The organism is Streptomyces sp. NPDC093225, from assembly GCF_044753805.1.
GTDB lineage: Bacteria > Actinomycetota > Actinomycetes > Streptomycetales > Streptomycetaceae > Streptomyces.
The window spans coordinates 1-17,868 of the sequence record NZ_JBIVNX010000067.1; the positions used below are offsets into that span (position 1 = coordinate 1).

Here is a 17,868-nt window from a genome sequence, read left to right on the forward strand (position 1 = left end):
GACGACCTCGACCCCGTGCAGGGTCTGGTCCAGAACGGACTGGACCGCCGTCGGAAGACGCTCTGCGTCGTTGTAGACGATGACGACCACGGAGAGGTTCGGCTGCGCCGCATCCGTCTCGGCTGAATTCGTGGTCAGGGTGTTCCCGAGGCTCATATTCGCCCCTCAGAGGTGTCGGGAACCACCGGAATGGAAACGGTCGGCGAGGTGCGGAAAGCACCTCCGTGACCCATTCCATGCGCCAGCGAATACGTCATCGTTCGATCGGCTCTTTCTGCACGGTGAAACCAGGTTCTGAAACGGCGGTCGACCCCGTCAACCGGTCTGGCACGATACCCCAGCGACCCCGGCGGGACGCGCCGCCGACCCCCGGCCTCGGCGGACCGCGAGGTCGCACCGACCGCGCACCCACCCGCAAGCGGGCTCCTATACCAGATCGACTGGCGCCAACGCCAGTCGATTCGCGGGAGATTCATCACACGGGGGGACGTCTCCGGCGGCCTCGGCGCGCCCGAGGCCGCCCCTTAGGATGAACGGAACCTTTTCGTCTGCCGAACACCGCGGAGTTCGCCCTGTTCCGCGGATGGACCGTTCTTCCCGCTGACAAAGCCGATGAAGATGAGGCAGACCCCACCATGACATCGACGGCGTCGACGCCATCGACGGCTGTGCAGGCACCGATATCCACCTCGCGGGACCGTTTTCCCGCCCTCGGCGCATTGCCCACCCGCCTCGATTCACTGACCAGCCTCAGGTTCTTCGCCGCATTCGCCGTCTTCACGCACCATTTCACCGGATTGGGGCACAAGACGGGTTATGGAAGGGCGCCCCTGCTCTTCCCGTACTCGCAGATCGGCGTGCACGGCGTCACCTTCTTCTTCGTCCTCTCCGGCTTCCTGCTCACCTGGGTCCACAAGCCCGAGCAGAGCGCCGGCGCCTTCTACTGGCGCCGGATGGCCCGGATCTGGCCGGCCACCCTCGTCGCCGCCCTCCCCGCCTACTACGTCTTCTACGTACTGGCGCACGAGCACCGCGACTGGGGCAGCATCGTCTCCTCGATCTTCCTCGTGCAGAACTGGTTCCCCGACGCGTACCCCACGCTGCCCGGCAACCCGGTCACCTGGACGCTCTGCGTCGAGATGCTCTTCTACGCCCTGTTCCCCTTCGCCGCCCGGGCCCTGGTCCGGCTGAGCACGCGCCGCCTCGTCGTGCTCACCGCGGCCGGACTGCTCGGCATGGTCGCCGTCAACCACTACGCCTTCGCGTACCTCAGCGACCGCACGGCCTCCTGGGTCATGCGCCATCCGATCGTCTACATGCCCGAGTTCCTGCTCGGCATCACCCTCGCGCTGGCCGTCAAGCGCGGCTGGCGGCTGCCCCTGCACCCGGCCGTGCCCGTCCTGGCCCTGGGCGCGTACGTCTTCGCCTACTACCAGGCCCGCCACCGGCTGCCGGAGTACTGGGACAAGCAGCTGGAGTGCACGGTCCGCCCGAGCATCGCGATCCTCGCCGCCCTGATCATGCTGGCCTTCGTCCAGCGCGAGATCGCCGGCCGCCGCGGCCTGATGAACAGCCCGGTACTGATCAACCTCGGCATCTGGTCGTACTGCTTCTACCTGATCCACCACAGCGTCAGCCGCTGGGCCACCTACGAGTACGGCCGGCTCGCGGACGACAACAGCACCCTGTTCGGCCTCCTCGGCCTCGGCCTCGTCGCCACCGGTCTGGCCTGGGCCCTGCACCGGTACGTCGAGGAGCCCGCCAACAAGTGGCTCCTGCGCCACATGCCGGCCCGGCTACGCACCCCCGTCCGCCGCTGACGGTCGCAGCACCGCACGGCGCGACGCCGCGGGCCGCGTACGGGGGATCCGTACGCGGCCCGCGGCGTTTTTGGTCCGTGCACGCCGTCGCGCCGCACTCCGCCCGCTAGTCCAGCTCGGCGATCAGCGCGGTGCCCGCGCGCCGGAAGCCCGCCTTCGTGTAGATGCGCGCCACGTCCTCGTCGCCCGCCGACAGGAACACGTGCCGTGCGCCGGCCGTACGCGCCGCGACCACCAGCGCCGCGGTCACCCCGAGCGCCAGGCCCTGGCGGCGTGCCGCGGGCAGCGTGCCCACGCCGACCACCTCGGCCACGTCGCCGGCCGGGTTGTACTGCCCCGAGCAGAGCACCGTGCCGTCCCGCACGGCCGCCGCCAGCCCGGTCCGCCCGTCCGCGAGCTTCCGCGCCACGTACGCCCGCCGCACCTCGCTGCCCGGGTCGGCCATCTGCCGGGCCAGCTCGGGCAGGCCCGTCTCGCCCGTCGCCGTGCCCGGCGACGCGAAGGCCAGCATCGGCACCGTCACCGCGGCCAGCAGCAGCGGGTCCTGCGGGCCGACGAGCCGGACGTCCGGGTGCGGCGGCGCCGGCGCGGCCGCGGGGTCCAGCACCATCAGCGGATGGGAGTGCACCGGTACGCCGGCCGCCTCCACGGCCGCCCGCAGGCCCGGGGTGGTCTCGGCCACCCACTCGAGGGCCTGCGGCACCTTCAGCTCGCGCTGGCGCTCCAGTACCCGCTCCACGTCGGCCGGGGTCGCCGGCGCCGTCCCGCCCAGGGTGGGCCGGGCGTAGTACTGCCAGCCCGTCGGGTCCTCCTGCACGAACAGCGTCAGGGGGCCGAAGTCCTCGGCCCGGGCACCGCCCACGCGGGGGACGGTGTCGTAGTACCTCTCAAGGTCATCAAGGGTCGTCACGGCGCCATGAAAACAAAGAAGCCCTGCTCGGGCACGCCCTTTACGCCGGTCGCGCCCCCTGCGCCGGCCCCGTCACGCCCCCTCTTTGAGGACCCGGGAGACGAGCTGGCGCTGGGCGTCGGTCAGGTGCGGGTCGGCGCAGTGCACGGTCCGCCCGTCCACCGTGATCCGGTACGAGAACCCGTCCGGCACCCCCACCGCACCCGAGGTGCCCCCCGGGCCGCCGGGGGCGCCGGCGAGCGCCCGCTCCGCCAGCGCCGCCCACTCCGCCGCGTCCGGCCGGCCCTCGGTGTCCACCTCGGCCCGGCGCTCGATCCCCGCGAACCCGCCGGTCCGCCGTACTTCGATCCGCATGGGACCTGTTCTACCGCTCCTCGGCCGTCGGCACACCCACCTGGGCCCAGGCCTTGACCAGCGCCTCCTGCTCCTCGCCGCCCGCGCCGTAGCGCTCCACCGCCGCGGCCACGGACAGCCGGGCGAAGTCCGCGAAGGTCGCGTGCGACTCCAGCCGCCCGCCGGTGAGCGTGTCGTACCAGATCTGCCCGGCCCGCTCCCAGGCGTGGCCGCCGAGGGCCGTGGCCGCGAGGTAGAAGGCGTGGTTCGGGATGCCGGAGTTGATGTGCACCCCGCCGTTGTCGCGCCCGGTGCGGACGTAGTCGTCCATGCTCGCGGGCTGCGGGTCCTTGCCGAGGACGTCGTCGTCGTACGCCGTGCCGGGGGCCTTCATCGAGCGCAGCGCCTCGCCCTGCACGTCGGGGGCGAACAGGCCCTGGCCGATCAGCCAGTCGGCCTGGTCGGCGGTCTGGCCGAGGGCGTACTGCTTGATCAGCGAGCCGAAGACGTCGGACATCGACTCGTTGAGCGCGCCGGACTGGCCGAAGTACTCCAGATTGGCCGTGTACTGGGTGACGCCGTGGGTCAGCTCGTGCCCGATGACGTCCACGGGGATGGTGAAGTCGAGGAAGATCTCCCCGTCCCCGTCTCCGAACACCATCTGCTCGCCGTTCCAGAAGGCGTTGCCGTAGTTCTCGTCGTAGTGGACCGTCGCGACGAGCGGCAGGCCCTCGCCGTCGATGGAGTTGCGGGCGTAGACGCCCAGGTACAGCTCGAAGGTCGCGCCCAGGCCCGCGTACGCGCGGTTGACCGTCGCGTCCCGGCCGGGCTCTTCGCCCTCGCGGCGCACCACCGTGCCGGGCAGCGCGGTGCCGTGCTCGGCGTCGTGGAGGGTGCGCCGGGGCGTCGCCGGGGCCCCGCCGAAGGTCGGCAGCCCGATGACGGTGTTCAGCCGCCGCTCGGTGCGCAGGGAGGCGTCCGCGATCAGGGTCCGCTTGGCGGGCGCGGCGACCGCGGGGTTCTCGGACCGCGCCAGCTTGTCGAGCAGGTGGGGCGGCACGATCGTGCAGAAGACGGGGTGGGTGGACTGGCGGGCGTGACGGGCGTCCTTGGCATCCATGCGACAGCAATGTGGCAGTGGGTCACGACGGTGTCACTACCTGCGACCATGATTCATTCGACTGTCCCAAACGCGCGCCATGACGTTGACGGAACATCCGGACCTTCCTGAGCAGGCAGCGGCGTAAGTCACATTTCGGACATCTCGGGCGTGGGGTCCCGCATACTGGAACGACCGTCCCGCCCACGGCGCGGCTCGGCTAGGCTGCGGCACATCATGCGTTTCGGGCTGCTCCTCCTTAGCTGCCGCGGCGAGGGCCTGTAGTCGTAGGCCGACCCCCTCCCCGCGGAGTCTGGTGTTGCGGATTTACGACCCGTCGGCCGTACCAGCGAACCCTTCGCGGACACACGAGGAGCCCTACGCCATGACGCAGCACGCTTTCGCCGGTCGACCCACGCCGATCACCACCGCGACGCACACCCAGAAGCCCTCCGGCATGCCGGTCCACAAGTACGGCGTGTACGAGCAGGTGGACATCGCCGACCGGACGTGGCCGAACCAGCGCGTCACCAAGGCCCCGCGCTGGCTGTCCACCGACCTGCGGGACGGCAACCAGGCCCTGATCGACCCGATGAGCCCCGCCCGCAAGCGCGAGATGTTCGACCTGCTGGTGCGCATGGGCTACAAGGAGATCGAGGTCGGCTTCCCGTCGGCCAGCGACACCGACTTCGCCTTCGTACGCTCGATCATCGAAGAGGGCGCGATCCCGGACGACGTCACGATCTCCGTGCTGACCCAGGCCCGCGAGGACCTGATCGAGCGCACGGTGGAGTCCCTGCGCGGCGTCAAGCGGGGCACCGTGCACATGTACAACGCCACCGCGCCGACCTTCCGCCGGGTCGTCTTCCGCGGCTCCAAGGACGACATCAAGCAGATCGCCGTCGACGGCACCCGCCTGGTGATGGAGTACGCCGAGAAGATCCTGGGCGACGAGACGGTCTTCGGCTACCAGTACAGCCCCGAGATCTTCACCGACACCGAGCTGGACTTCGCCCTGGAGGTCTGCGAGGCCGTCTGCGACGTGTGGCAGCCCGGCCCCGGCCGCGAGATCATCCTGAACCTGCCCGCCACCGTGGAGCGCTCGACGCCCTCCACCCACGCGGACCGCTTCGAGTGGATGTCCCGCAACCTGACCCGTCGCGAGCACGTCTGCCTGTCCGTGCACCCGCACAACGACCGCGGCACCGCCGTCGCCGCCGCCGAGCTGGCGCTGATGGCCGGCGCCGACCGCGTCGAGGGCTGCCTGTTCGGCCAGGGCGAGCGCACCGGCAACGTCGACCTGGTCACCCTGGGCATGAACCTGTTCTCGCAGGGCGTCGACCCGCAGATCGACTTCTCGCAGATCGACGAGATCCGCCGCACCTCCGAGTACTGCAACCAGATGGAGGTCCACCCGCGCCACCCCTACGCGGGCGACCTGGTCTACACCGCCTTCTCCGGCTCCCACCAGGACGCCATCAAGAAGGGCTTCGACGCCATGGAGGCCGACGCGGCCGCCCGGGGCAAGACCGTCGACGACATCGAGTGGGCCGTACCGTACCTGCCGATCGACCCCAAGGACGTGGGCCGCTCCTACGAGGCCGTGATCCGCGTCAACTCGCAGTCCGGCAAGGGCGGCATCGCCTACGTCCTGAAGAACGACCACAAGCTGGACCTGCCGCGCCGCATGCAGATCGAGTTCTCGCGGATCATCCAGGCCAAGACCGACGCCGAGGGCGGCGAGGTCACGCCCAAGCAGATCTGGTCCGTCTTCCAGGACGAGTACCTGCCGAACCCGGAGAACCCGTGGGGCCGCATCCAGCTGCGCTCGGGCCAGAGCACGACGGACACGGACGGCACGGACACCCTGACCGTCGAGGCGGCCGTGGACGGCGTACCCGCCACCCTGACCGGTTCCGGCAACGGTCCGATCTCGGCCTTCTTCGACGCGCTGGCCGGCATCGGCGTGGACGCCCGCCTGCTGGACTACCAGGAGCACACGATGAGCGAGGGCGCCTCCGCGCAGGCCGCCTCGTACATCGAGTGCGCCATCGACGGCCGGGTCCTGTGGGGCATCGGCATCGACGCCAACACCACGCGCGCCTCGCTGAAGGCGGTCATCTCCGCCGTCAACCGCGCCGGTCGCTGATCGCCCGGCGGGCCGCACCGGCCCGTGCGCGCGGACCCCGTTCCCCCGTCGGGGAACGGGGTCCGCGCGCATCCCGGTCAACTCTCGGCCAACTCCCGCACGGGCGGGGGAGATGTCTCGTCGCAGGACTGCCGTCCTCCGGTGGGTGTGGCTAACATCACGCCAACGCCGCGACGTTGCGGGGTGGTTACGGAGGTGGGACGTTGCCTGAGCGGGCTGGGACCGGCCGGAAGATCACACTGTGGGGCGTCCGTACCGCCTGGAGCACCGTCGGGGACGGCGAGTTCTTCTGCCCCGGCTGCGGCGGGGACCGCAACTACCGGCGCCGTACGGGCCGCCGCCGGCTCACCGTGTTCGGGCTGCCGCTGCTGCCCCGCGGCTCCGCCGGGCCGGTGGCCGAGTGCGCGGCCTGCGGGGAGCGGTTCGGCACCGAGGTGCTCGACCACCCGACCAGCCACCGGCTGTCGGCCATGCTGCGCGACGCCGTGCACACCGTGGCCCTGGCCGTGCTGGCGGCCGGCGGCACCTGCTCCCGTACGGCCCTGGAGGCGGCCGTCGCGGCGGTCCGTGCGGCCGGGTTCGAGGACTGCAGCGGGGACCAGCTCGAGGGGCTGGTCGAGGGCCTGGCCGCCGATACGGGCCGGCTGTCGGCGGACATGATCGGTGCGGCCCTCTCCATCGAGCTGCACGAGGCGCTGGAGCCGCTGGGGCCCCACCTGGCGCCGGCCGGACGCGAGGCGGTCCTGCTGCAGGGCGCCCGGATCGCGCTCGCGGACGGCCCGTACACGCCCGCCGAGCGGGACGTGCTGACCACGGTCGGCGGCGCACTGCGGCTGGCCGCCGCCGACGTCACGCGGCTGCTGACGGCGGCGCGTACGCCCTCCTGACCCCCCGCGGGATCCCGGGCCCCGGACCCCGATCGGGTCCGGGGCCGTCGCCTTTCCGCCTGGTGGAAAATCTACGCGTGTTGACTCAGCTGCGGTGTGTAACGATTTCGCGTCGCGGCCCCTTGTGGGTGCCTGAAATTGGCCTGAACCACTGTGCCGGCGGTACACCGGGGCGCTCTGGCCTGGAGCTTCACGAGGCATTCACGGCACGTTCGACTTTGCCTGGCGGGAAGTCGCCCTTGGCTGGTCAGGGCCCTGATGGGAGGCGTCTCTTCACTTCCGCGCATCGGAAAGTGGATTCCGGAAGCGCGCGGCGCCATAGTCGCCCACGCCTGCGGGCGCCATTGGTCGAACCGACGAACCGGCACCTTCCTGGAGGCCCTGATTCGTAGAAGTCGACGATGTCCGTGGCGCCCCTCACAGGCGTTTGATTCCGGACACACGACGAGACGCCGCTGGTAACACAGCGGGCTTTCGATTCCACGTGATCGCACTGACAACCCTGCCCGTCAGAGCCGCCGGAACAGGGATAACCAGATCTTCCTCTCATTTACCTACCTTCGAAGGGCAAGGCAGAGATGGCACGTGTCGCCGCCCGGCTTTCCGCCACTGGAGAGCAGAGCACGCACCCGGTCGACGAGGTGCTCCCCCTTCCCAAGCTCGCGCTCTACGGCTTCCAGCACGTACTCGCGTTCTACGCAGGAGCGGTGATCGTCCCGATCATCGTCGGCGGGGCTCTGAAACTCAGCACGGAACAGCTGGTCTACCTCATCAACGCAGACCTGTTCACCTGCGGTATCGCCTCCATCATCCAGGCCTGGGGCATGGGCCGGATCGGGGCGCGGCTGCCGCTCATCCAAGGCGTCACCTTCACCGCGGTCTCCCCGATGATCGCGATCGGCCTCGGGGCCGGCGGCGGGACCGCCGCCCTGCTGGTCATCTACGGGGCCGTCATCACGGCGGGCATCGCGACCTTCGCGTTCGCCTGGCTGCCGGCCAAGGCCTTCCGGACGGTCATGCGGCTGTTCCCGCCGGTCGTCACCGGCTCGGTCATCACGGTGCTGGGCATCGTGCTCATCCCGGTCGGCCTCAACGACGCCGCGGGCGGCCTCGGCAGCCCCGACTTCGGCGACCCGAAGAACTTCGCCTACGCCGGCGGCACGATGCTCTTCATCCTGGTCCTGATGAAGGTCGGCCGGCCGTTCCTGTCCAGCATCGCGATCCTGCTCGGTCTGGTCGGCGGCACCCTCGTCGCCTTCCTGCTCGGCGACGCCAAGTTCGGCGACGTCGGCCAGGCCGACTGGGTGGGCATCACGACGCCGTTCCACTACGGGGCGCCGAAGTTCGAGTGGTTCCCGATCGTGCTGATGCTGATCGTCATGCTGATCACCATGGTCGAGACCACCGGTGACACGTACGCGGTCGGCGACATCGTCGGCAAGGAGGTCGACAGCGAGACGGTGGCCCGTGCCCTGCGGGCCGACGGCGCCGCCACCGCCCTCGGCGGCATCCTCAACTCCTTCCCGTACGTGGCCTTCGCCGAGAACGTCGGCCTGGTGCGGATGACCAAGGTCAAGAGCCGGTTCGTGGTGGTCGCCGCGGGCGCCTTCATGATCCTGCTCGGGCTGCTGCCCAAGGCCGCCGCGATCGTCGCCTCCGTGCCGCACGCCGTCCTCGGCGGCGCCGCGACCGTGATGTTCGCGATGGTGGCCCTGGCCGGTATCCAGACGCTGGCCAAGGTCGACCTCAAGGAGGAGAAGAACGCGCTGGTCGTGGGCGTCTCCCTGGCCTTCGCACTGCTTCCGGCCACGGTCCCGGTGTTCTTCACCAAGCACATGAACTCCGACCTGTCCTCGCTGCTCAACAGCGGTGTCACGATGGGTGCCACGGCCGCGATCGTGCTGAACCTGATCTTCAACGGTCTGGCCAAGGACGACGCCCACACGGTGCCGGCCGTCGCCGGCCCGGCGGACGAGAGCTCCACGGCAGTCATCCCGGCACCGGCGGAGCAGCCGGCCGCCCCGGCCACCGCCGGAGCGGTCGACACCGCGGACGCGGACGGTGCGTCCGGTGGGTCCGGCGCGGACGAGCCCACCGGGGGCGAGCCCGCGGCGGCGCCGACCGCCTAGAACCTCCCAAGGGGTGCCCCGGCCGGACCTAGCTCCCCCGGCCGGGGTCACTGCCGTGTGGGGGGTGGGGGGGGGCGGGGCACGCTCGCTTCGTGGGGCCGTCCCGTGGTGTGTGGGTCCCCTCGCCTCTTGACCCGTCATGGCCTGCAGGCCCTGCGGCAGGCCCACCCCTGGGGCAAGGGGGCTCCGCCCCTGGCCTTCGGCCACCCCAGGCCCGGGCCTGCCTCCGGACCAGCCTGCCATGACGCCTCAAGAGGCTTCCCCACACACCACGGGACGGCCCGCGGGGCTTCGAGAGGTGGGGCTTCCCCTGCGGCGGACCGGGAAGGCGCAGGAGTGTCCGACCCGTACGGGAGAATGGGCGCATGAGCCTGTTCCGCGACGACGGCATCGTGCTGCGCACCCAGAAGCTGGGCGAGGCGGACCGGATCATCACGATCCTGACCCGCGGCCACGGCCGCGTCCGGGCCGTCGCCCGCGGTGTCCGCCGGACCAAGTCCAAGTTCGGCGCCCGGCTGGAACCTTTTTCCCACGTCGACGTGCAGTTCTTCTCCCGCGGCAGCGAGCTGGTCGGCCGCGGCCTCCCGCTGTGCACCCAGACCGAGATCATCGCCCCGTACGGCGGCGGCATCGTCACCGACTACGCCCGCTACACCGCCGGCACCGCGATGCTGGAGACCGCCGAGCGCTTCACCGACCAGGAGGGCGAACCCGCCGTCCAGCAGTACCTGCTGCTCGTCGGCGCGCTGCGCACCCTCGCCCGCGGCGAGCACGCCCCCCACCTCATCCTCGACGCCTTCCTGCTGCGCTCCCTGGCCGTCAACGGCTACGCCCCCTCCTTCGAGGACTGCGCGAAGTGCGGCATCCACGGTCCCAACCGCCACTTCTCCGTCGCCGCCGGCGGTGTCATATGCGGCGACTGCCGGGTCCCCGGAAGCGTCGTACCATCTGCTGAAGCCATCGGGCTGCTCAGCGCCCTGCTGACGGGGGACTGGGCGACGGCCGACGCGGCCGAGCCGCGGTACGTGCGCGAGGGGAGCGGACTCGTCTCCGCTTATCTGCACTGGCATCTGGAGCGCGGGCTGCGCTCCTTGCGTTACGTAGAGAAGTGACCGAGATCGGAGACTTGAGCGCCATGGCAGTACGCGGATTCCTGGGACGCTCCCGCCGCACGTACGCGACCCCCGAGCCGCACCCGTCCGGAGCCAGGCCGCCGAAGATCCCCGGCGAGCTCGTCCCCACGCACGTCGCGATCGTCATGGACGGCAACGGCCGCTGGGCCAAGGACCGCGGCCTGCCGCGCACCGAGGGCCACAAGGTCGGCGCCGAGCGCGTGCTCGACGTCCTCCAGGGCGCGATCGAGATGGGCGTGAAGAGCATCTCGCTGTACGCCTTCTCCACCGAGAACTGGAAGCGCTCCCCCGACGAGGTGCGCTTCCTGATGAACTTCAACCGCGACTTCATCCGCAAGACCCGCGACCAGCTCGACGCGCTCGGCATCCGCGTGCGCTGGGTGGGCCGGATGCCCAAGCTGTGGAAGTCGGTGGCCAAGGAGCTCCAGATCGCGCAGGAGCAGACCAAGGACAACGACAAGCTGACGCTGTACTTCTGCATGAACTACGGCGGTCGCGCCGAGATCACGGACGCGGCGCAGGCGCTGGCCGCCGACGTCGCGGCCGGGCGGCTCGACCCGGCGAAGGTCACCGAGAAGACCTTCGCGAAGTACCTGTACTACCCCGACATGCCGGACGTGGACCTGTTCCTGCGCCCCAGCGGCGAGCAGCGCACCTCGAACTACCTGATCTGGCAGAGCGCCTACGCCGAGATGGTCTTCCAGGACGTGCTGTGGCCGGACTTCGACCGGCGCGACCTGTGGCGGGCGTGCCTGGAGTACGCCCAGCGCGACCGCCGCTTCGGCGGCGCCCTCCCGAACGAGGTCCCGCCGCAGGGCGGCCCCGCGTCCTCCTGAGGCCGGCCGCGTGCTCCCCGTCCGTGACCGGCACGGGCGGGGAGGCGGGCTCTTCCGGACCGGAACCTCCGGCGGGGCCCCTCCAGGGGTGTCCGGAAGAGACGGCCCAGGCGTGGCCTAGGCGGCCGCGCAGTCCGCGCAGGTGCCGAAGATCTCCACGGTGTGGGCGACGTTCACGAAGCCGTGCTCGGCCGCGACGGCCTCCGCCCACTTCTCGACGGCCGGGCCCTCCACCTCGACCGCCTTGCCGCACGTACGGCAGACCAGGTGGTGGTGGTGCTCGCCCGACGAGCACCGCCGGTAGACCGCCTCGCCGTCGCGGGTGCGCAGCACGTCGACCTCGCCGGCGTCCGCGAGGGACTGGAGGGTGCGGTAGACGGTGGTCAGGCCCACGGACGCGCCGCGGTGCTTGAGCATGTCGTGCAGCTCCTGCGCGCTGCGGAACTCGTCGACCTCGTCCAGCGCGGCCGCGACCGCGGCGCGCTGCCGGGTGGATCGTCCTCGTACTGGCGCCGTGTTCGTCTCGCCAGGCGCAGTCGCCACCGGTTCCTCCTCGTCTCGGGCCCGATCCAGAAGACGGGCCTCGGGCCTCGGGTCATTGTGCCAGGCGGGGGCCGCCTCACACCCTTACATCGTCGCTCGTGCAGACCTCTTCGGCGGCCCGCGCGGCCGCGGCGCGCCGCCTGGCCAGCGGTGCGGAGAGCAGCGACATGGCGAGGAAGACGCCGATGGCGAGCAGCACGATCGCGCCGCCGGAGGGAGCGTCGACGTAGTACGTGGTGACGGTGCCGGTGAGCGAGACGGCGGTGCCGATCGCGACGGCCGTCAGGAGGGTGGCGGTGAAGCCCTTGGTCACGCGCTGGGCGGCGGCCACCGGGATCACCATCATGGCGCTGACGAGCAGCAGGCCGACGATGCGCATCGCGACGGTGACGGTGACGGCGGCGGTGACGGCGAGCAGCAGGTTCAGGGCGCGCACCGGAAGGCCGGTGACGCGGGCGAACTCCTCGTCCTGGCAGACGGCGAACAGCTGCCGGCGCAGGCCCAGGGTCACCGCGACGACGGCCACGGCGAGGACCGCGACGGCGATGACGTCCTCGGGCGCGACGGTGGTGATCGAGCCGAACATGTAGCTGATCAGGTTGGCCGTGGAGCCGCCGGGCGCCAGGTTGACGATCATGACGCCGCCGGCCATGCCGCCGTAGAAGAGGACGGCGAGCGCGATGTCGCCGCTGGTCTTGCCGCGGGAGCGGATCAGTTCCATGCCGACGGCACCGACGACGGCGACGAGGGTGGCCATCCACACCGGGCTGGTCTGGAACAGGAAACCGAGGGCGACGCCGGTCATCGCGACGTGCCCGATGCCGTCGCCCATGACGGCCTGGCGGCGCTGCACGAGGTACGTGCCGATGGCGGGCGCGGTGATGCCGACCAGGGTGGCGGCGATCAGCGCCCGCTGCATGAAGGCGGGGGTCAGGAATTCCATCAGCTCAGCAGTCCCGTCCGGAGGGGCTCGGCGTCGTGGGCCGCGTGGGGGTGTACGTGGTCGTGGCCGGGCAGCGCGTGCTGGCCCACGGCCTCGGGCGGCGGTCCGTCGTGCACGACGCACCCGTCGCGCAGGACGACCGCGCGGTCGATGAGGGGCTCCAGCGGGCCCAGCTCGTGCAGGACGAGCAGGACGGTGGCGCCGGCGGCGACCTGGGTGCGCAGGGCGGCGGCCAGCACCTCCTGGTTGGCGAGGTCGACGCCCGCCATCGGCTCGTCCATGATCAGCAGCTCGGGTTCGACGGCCAGCGCCCGGGCGATGAGCACCCGCTGGTGCTGGCCGCCGGAGAGGGCGTTCACGGAGGCGTCGGCGTACGGCAGCATGTCGACCAGGCCCAGGGCGCGGTCCACGGCGGCACGGTCGGCCTTGCGCAGCAGGCCGAGCCGGGTCCGGGCGAGCCGGCCGGCGGAGACGACCTCGCGGACGGTGGCGGGCACGCCGCTCGCGGCGGTGGTCCGCTGGGGGACGTAGCCGATCCGGGCCCAGTCGCGGAACCGCTTCTGCGGGGTGCCGAAGAGGGTGATCTCGCCGCTGGTGAGCGGGACCTGGCCGACGACGGAGCGGACGGCGGTGGACTTGCCGGAGCCGTTCGCGCCGAGCAGCGCGACGACCTCGCCGCGCTGCACGGTCAGGTCGATCCCCCGCAGCACGGGGCGTGCGCCGAGCGAGGCGGTGGCCCCGCGCAGGGATATGACGGGCCGGTCCGCTTCCGCGGGCCCGGTGGATGCCGTCGGGTGCATGGCGTGCGCCTCCGTCGTGGCAGGGGTGGGCGGTTGGCCGGCGCGGCTCACTTGGTGCCGAGCGCCTTCTCGAGGTTCTTCAGGTTCGCGCGCATGACGGCGAAGTAGTCCTCGCCCTGGGACTTCTCGGTGATCCCCTCCAGGGGGTCGAGCACGTCCGTCCTGAGGCCGAGGTCCCGGGCGAGGGTGTCGGCCAGCTTGGGGCTGGCCAGCGTCTCGAAGAAGACGGTGGAGACCTTCTCCTTGCGCGCGAGCGTCTGGAGCGCGTTCATGCGGGCCGGGCTGGGCTCGGACTCGGGGTCGACCCCGGCGATGCCCTCCTGGTCGAGGCCGTAGCGCTCGGCGAGGTAGCCGAAGGCGGCGTGGGTGGTGATGAAGGTCCTGGTCGCGGTGTCCGCCAGGCCGTTCTTGAACTCGGTGTCCAGGGCCGTGAGCTTGCCGACCAGCTCGGCGGTGTTCTTCTCGTAGTCGGGGGCGTGCGCCGGGTCGGCCTTCCCGAACGCCTTGCCGACGCCGCGGGCGATCTCGGCGTACTTGACCGGGTCGAGCCAGACGTGCGGGTCCCGGCCGGCCTCGCCCTCGTGGTGGTGGTCGCCCTCGGCGCCGTGGTCGTGGTCCGCCTCGCCCGCGAGGTCGTGGACCTCGAGCTCGGTGAGGGTGCCGGCGTCGACCTTCGTGCCGGCCTGCGCCTGGTCGACGGCCTTGTCCACGGCCGGCTGGAGGCCCTTGAGGTAGAGGACGACGTCCGACTCCTCGAGCCGGGCGGTCTGGCGGGCGGTGATCTCCAGGTCGTGCGGCTCGACACCGGGCTTGGTGAGGGTGTCGACCGTGACGTGGTCCCGGCCTATCTGCTGCGCGAGGAACTGCATCGGGTAGAACGACGCCGTGACGGCGAGCTTGCCGTCCTTCCCGCCCTTGCCGTCCGCCTCGCCCGTCAGCGCGGCGCAGGCGGTGAGGGCCGTGGCGCCCAGGGCGACGGCTCCGGCGAGGGCGGTGGCGGATATGAGGCGTCGTACGTTCATGACAGTCATTTTCATCAAAGATGGAAACGATTGTCAAAAGCCTGCGAGGGTCGGATCGGGGCGCGAGGGCGAGGCCCTCCGGTACGCGCGGGGGTGCGCGTACGCGTGCGCCCGCGAGAGAAACGGAACCGATTTGGAAGGGGCCCCCCGCGCGCCGGTAACCTGAAGCATTCGCGTTCGTCCTCGTAATGAAGAGAGCATCGTGGCCGCCGACAAGATCGACACCATCGTCAGCCTCAGCAAGCGCCGTGGCTTCGTCTACCCGTGCAGCGAGATCTACGGCGGTCAGCGGGCCGCCTGGGACTACGGGCCGCTGGGTGTCGAGCTCAAGGAGAACATCAAGCGCCAGTGGTGGCGCGCGATGGTCACCTCCCGCGAGGACGTCGTGGGTCTCGACTCCTCCGTGATCCTCGCCCCCGAGGTCTGGGTGGCCTCCGGCCACGTCGCGACCTTCTCGGACCCGCTCACCGAGTGCACCTCCTGCCACAAGCGGCACCGCGCCGACCACCTGGAGGAGGCCTACGAGGCCAAGCACGGCCGCCTGCCCGAGAACGGCCTGGCCGACATCAACTGCCCGAACTGCGGCGTGAAGGGCCAGTTCACCGAGCCCAAGCAGTTCTCCGGCATGCTGGAGACCCACCTCGGCCCGACCCAGGACACCGGCTCCAAGGCGTACCTGCGCCCCGAGACCGCGCAGGGCATCTTCACCAACTTCGCCCAGGTCCAGCAGACCTCGCGCAAGAAGCCGCCGTTCGGCATCGCGCAGATGGGCAAGTCCTTCCGCAACGAGATCACGCCGGGCAACTTCATCTTCCGGACCCGTGAGTTCGAGCAGATGGAGATGGAGTTCTTCGTCAAGCCGGGCGAGGACGAGCAGTGGCACGAGTACTGGATGGCCGAGCGCTGGAACTGGTACCGCGACCTCGGCATCCGCGAGGAGAACATCCGCTGGTACGACCACCCGAAGGAGAAGCTCTCCCACTACTCGAAGCGCACCGCCGACATCGAGTACCGCTTCAACTTCGGCGGCTCCGAGTTCTCCGAGCTCGAGGGCGTGGCCAACCGCACCGACTTCGACCTGAAGGCCCACTCCGAGGCCTCCGGCCAGGACCTGTCGTACTTCGACCAGGAGGCCGGCGAGCGGTACGTGCCGTACGTCATCGAGCCCGCGGCCGGTGTCAACCGCGCCATGCTCGCCTTCATGCTCGACGCCTACGTCGAGGACGAGGCCCCGAACGCCAAGGGCGTCATGGAGAAGCGCGTCGTGATGCGCCTCGACCACCGCCTCGCCCCCGTCAAGGTCGCCGTGCTGCCGCTGTCCCGCAACCCGCAGCTGTCGCCGAAGGCCAAGGGCCTGGCCGCCGACCTGCGCAAGAACTGGAACATCGAGTTCGACGACGCGGGCGCCATCGGCCGCCGCTACCGCCGCCAGGACGAGATCGGTACGCCGTTCTGCGTCACCGTCGACTTCGACACCCTGGACGACAACGCGGTGACCGTGCGCGAGCGCGACACCATGAAGCAGGAGCGCGTCTCCCTGGACCAGATCCAGTCCTACCTGGGCGGCCGCCTGCTCGGCTGCTGACCCGTGCGCGTCGTCCCGGCCACGGCCGGGACGACGCGGAAAGACCGGTGGCCCGGTACGCGTCACGCGTACCGGGCCACCGGCGTCTTCCGGACGCCCAGGCCTTAGGCCTGGGCGGCCTCGCCCGCCCTGGGGGCGTCGGCGGCAGCGGCGGCCGCCGCGGCGGCGCGGGCCTCGCCCTTCGCGCGGGCCCGCTTGCTGTAGGTGATGGTCCACAGCACCAGCGCGCCCAGGACGCCGTAGATCATGATCGGGCTGACGGTGGCCATGGTGTCGGTGGGCAGGACGTAGGCGAGCACCACGCGCACCACCGCCTCGGCCAGGTAGCCGACGCCCCACACCACGGTCATGGTGCGGATGGTCTTGCGGAAGCCCTCGAACTCCCACATGCCGTTCCACCACGCCGTGCTCTCGGGAGTGCCGTCGGTGGCGAACTTGCGGCCGAAGTAGAACATCAGCGGCCGCTTCGCCAGCAGCGTGGCGAGGCACAGCAGGCCGAAGAGGCCCGTGACGAACGAGTCCTTGATCAACAGGGCCCGGGCCGACTGGGTGCCGGTGAGCGACACCACGGCCGTGAGCGCCATGAAGAAGAGCGTGATGACGGCGAACTCGTCCAGCTTGCGGCGCCAGGCGATCATGATGGCGCTGTCGACCACCGGCCAGATGCCGCTGACCAGCAGTGCGCTGAACTCGCTCCAACCGTGGTCGTCGCGGAGCGTGTTGTAGGTGATGATCGGCGCGACGACGTTGAGGCCGATCGTCAGGATCCACCCGATTGCGGCAGCGCCGCCCTGACGCTCGGGTGGTGCGGGCCTGTCGTTGAGACCCTGGACAGCCTGCGTGGACATGTACTTCCCCCTGAGAGGTGCCTGTTGGAGCCGGGCGGGCCCGGTCGGACCCGGTTGCCCCGGAAGGTGCGGTTCGGGGGGAACGTAGGCCAGGCACGCGCCTCGGCGACAGGACCCCCAGCCCCAAATGATCGCCAAGTTGTCCGGAATGACACATTCCGCTGCGGTCGGGGGTGAGGGGGGTGTACGGGAGCTGACGAAGAGGGGGCCCGGATCTGCGGTCAGGGCCGCAGGCCGCGGACCACGAGGTGGGTGACGGCCTCGAACTCCGTGGCGATCGAGGGTGATCGCCACTCCGCCGCGTACTGCGGGTCGTGGAAGCGGCCGGTCGCGTCGAAGACCGCGCGGGCGGCGGCGGGTGCGTCCGGGGCCTCGAGGGTGCCGGCCGCCACGCCCTCCTCGATGATGCGGGTGAGCTGGGCGACGAGCTCCGCGAGGTGGGCGTCCACGACCCCGCTGTTCTCGGAGAGCAGCACCGTGTACGTCGCGAACAGCTCGGGGTCGTCACCCGCCTTGTGCCGCTTGGCCTCGAACAGCGCCTCCAGCCACGCCTCCAGCTTGCTGGGAGCCGGCTCGCCCGGGGCGGAGGCGATCTCCTCCAGCCGCCCCACGGTCCTGCCGAGCCAGCGGTCGGTGACCGCCTCGCGCAGCGCCGACTTCGAGGGGAAGTGCCGGTAGACGCTGCCGTGGCTGACGCCCAGGGCGCGCGCCACGTCCACCACGGTCGCCTTGGTGGGGCCGAAGCGGCGCAGCACGTCCTCGGTGGCTTCGAGGATGCGCTCGGGGGTCAGGGGCTCAGCGGCGGGGGGCATGAGTACGACCGTACCGTCA

Annotated in this window: 16 protein-coding genes; 7 read left to right on the forward strand and 9 right to left on the reverse strand. The window is 70.9% G+C overall.

All coding sequences use genetic code 11. From position 1 onward, the window contains the following. Window positions 1–635: 635 nt before the first annotated feature. The gene (locus tag ACIQCH_RS34815; RefSeq protein ID WP_402587719.1) at window positions 636–1,820 is read left to right on the forward strand and encodes an acyltransferase family protein; all 1,185 of its coding nucleotides are present in this window, start codon (window positions 636–638) and stop codon (window positions 1,818–1,820) included. 106 nt (window positions 1,821–1,926) lie between these two features. On the opposite strand, the gene ACIQCH_RS34820 is transcribed toward ACIQCH_RS34815, so the two are convergent. From ACIQCH_RS34820 to ACIQCH_RS34830, 3 genes are all read right to left on the reverse strand, one after another. After that, window positions 1,927–2,730, reverse strand: coding sequence for a GNAT family N-acetyltransferase (locus ACIQCH_RS34820; protein ID WP_402587721.1), 804 nt, complete (start codon window positions 2,728–2,730; stop codon window positions 1,927–1,929). 72 nt (window positions 2,731–2,802) lie between these two features. Beyond that, complete coding sequence (locus ACIQCH_RS34825) at window positions 2,803–3,084, reverse strand: protealysin inhibitor emfourin (RefSeq protein ID WP_030208545.1); 282 nt, start codon at window positions 3,082–3,084, stop codon at window positions 2,803–2,805. 10 nt (window positions 3,085–3,094) lie between these two features. Continuing rightward, the gene (locus tag ACIQCH_RS34830) at window positions 3,095–4,183 is read right to left on the reverse strand and encodes a M4 family metallopeptidase (RefSeq protein WP_030208546.1); all 1,089 of its coding nucleotides are present in this window, start codon (window positions 4,181–4,183) and stop codon (window positions 3,095–3,097) included. A 364-nt stretch (window positions 4,184–4,547) separates the two neighbouring features. Here ACIQCH_RS34830 and leuA point away from each other — a divergent pair, with 364 nt between their 5' ends. From leuA to ACIQCH_RS34855, 5 genes are all read left to right on the forward strand, one after another. Further along, window positions 4,548–6,311: a 2-isopropylmalate synthase gene (gene leuA / locus ACIQCH_RS34835; RefSeq protein WP_402587723.1), complete on the forward strand. Its 1,764-nt coding sequence runs from the start codon at window positions 4,548–4,550 to the stop codon at window positions 6,309–6,311. A 203-nt stretch (window positions 6,312–6,514) separates the two neighbouring features. After that, complete coding sequence (locus tag ACIQCH_RS34840) at window positions 6,515–7,198, forward strand: TerB family tellurite resistance protein (RefSeq protein ID WP_402587725.1); 684 nt, start codon at window positions 6,515–6,517, stop codon at window positions 7,196–7,198. A gap of 578 nt (window positions 7,199–7,776) precedes the next feature. After that, complete coding sequence (locus ACIQCH_RS34845) at window positions 7,777–9,327, forward strand: nucleobase:cation symporter-2 family protein (RefSeq protein ID WP_402587727.1); 1,551 nt, start codon at window positions 7,777–7,779, stop codon at window positions 9,325–9,327. Window positions 9,328–9,692: 365 nt separating this feature from the next. Then, on the forward strand, window positions 9,693–10,439 hold the full coding sequence (gene recO / locus ACIQCH_RS34850; RefSeq protein ID WP_402587729.1) for a DNA repair protein RecO: 747 nt from the start codon (window positions 9,693–9,695) through the stop codon (window positions 10,437–10,439). Between the two features lie 23 nt (window positions 10,440–10,462). After that, window positions 10,463–11,296, forward strand: coding sequence for an isoprenyl transferase (locus tag ACIQCH_RS34855; protein ID WP_402587731.1), 834 nt, complete (start codon window positions 10,463–10,465; stop codon window positions 11,294–11,296). A gap of 117 nt (window positions 11,297–11,413) precedes the next feature. Here ACIQCH_RS34855 and ACIQCH_RS34860 read toward each other — a convergent pair whose 3' ends face one another. From ACIQCH_RS34860 to ACIQCH_RS34875, 4 genes are all read right to left on the reverse strand, one after another. After that, a complete protein-coding gene (locus ACIQCH_RS34860) occupies window positions 11,414–11,839 on the reverse strand; it encodes a Fur family transcriptional regulator (protein WP_402587733.1) in 426 nt (141 codons plus the stop codon). A gap of 76 nt (window positions 11,840–11,915) precedes the next feature. Then, window positions 11,916–12,782: a metal ABC transporter permease gene (locus ACIQCH_RS34865; protein ID WP_402587735.1), complete on the reverse strand. Its 867-nt coding sequence runs from the start codon at window positions 12,780–12,782 to the stop codon at window positions 11,916–11,918. Beyond that, entirely contained in the window at window positions 12,782–13,582 is an 801-nt protein-coding gene (locus tag ACIQCH_RS34870; RefSeq protein WP_402587737.1) for a metal ABC transporter ATP-binding protein, read from the reverse strand. The genes ACIQCH_RS34865 and ACIQCH_RS34870 overlap by 1 nt, the downstream gene beginning before the upstream one ends. Before the next feature lie 47 nt (window positions 13,583–13,629). Next, complete coding sequence (locus ACIQCH_RS34875) at window positions 13,630–14,604, reverse strand: metal ABC transporter substrate-binding protein (RefSeq protein WP_402587739.1); 975 nt, start codon at window positions 14,602–14,604, stop codon at window positions 13,630–13,632. 202 nt (window positions 14,605–14,806) lie between these two features. Here ACIQCH_RS34875 and ACIQCH_RS34880 point away from each other — a divergent pair, with 202 nt between their 5' ends. After that, on the forward strand, window positions 14,807–16,189 hold the full coding sequence (locus tag ACIQCH_RS34880; RefSeq protein WP_402587741.1) for a glycine--tRNA ligase: 1,383 nt from the start codon (window positions 14,807–14,809) through the stop codon (window positions 16,187–16,189). 104 nt (window positions 16,190–16,293) lie between these two features. Here ACIQCH_RS34880 and ACIQCH_RS34885 read toward each other — a convergent pair whose 3' ends face one another. Together ACIQCH_RS34885 and ACIQCH_RS34890 are read right to left on the reverse strand one after the other, a co-directional pair. Then, window positions 16,294–17,037: a VC0807 family protein gene (locus ACIQCH_RS34885; RefSeq protein ID WP_402587743.1), complete on the reverse strand. Its 744-nt coding sequence runs from the start codon at window positions 17,035–17,037 to the stop codon at window positions 16,294–16,296. 221 nt (window positions 17,038–17,258) lie between these two features. After that, complete coding sequence (locus ACIQCH_RS34890; protein WP_402587745.1) at window positions 17,259–17,849, reverse strand: TetR/AcrR family transcriptional regulator; 591 nt, start codon at window positions 17,847–17,849, stop codon at window positions 17,259–17,261. Between the last annotated feature and the right edge of the window lie 19 nt (window positions 17,850–17,868).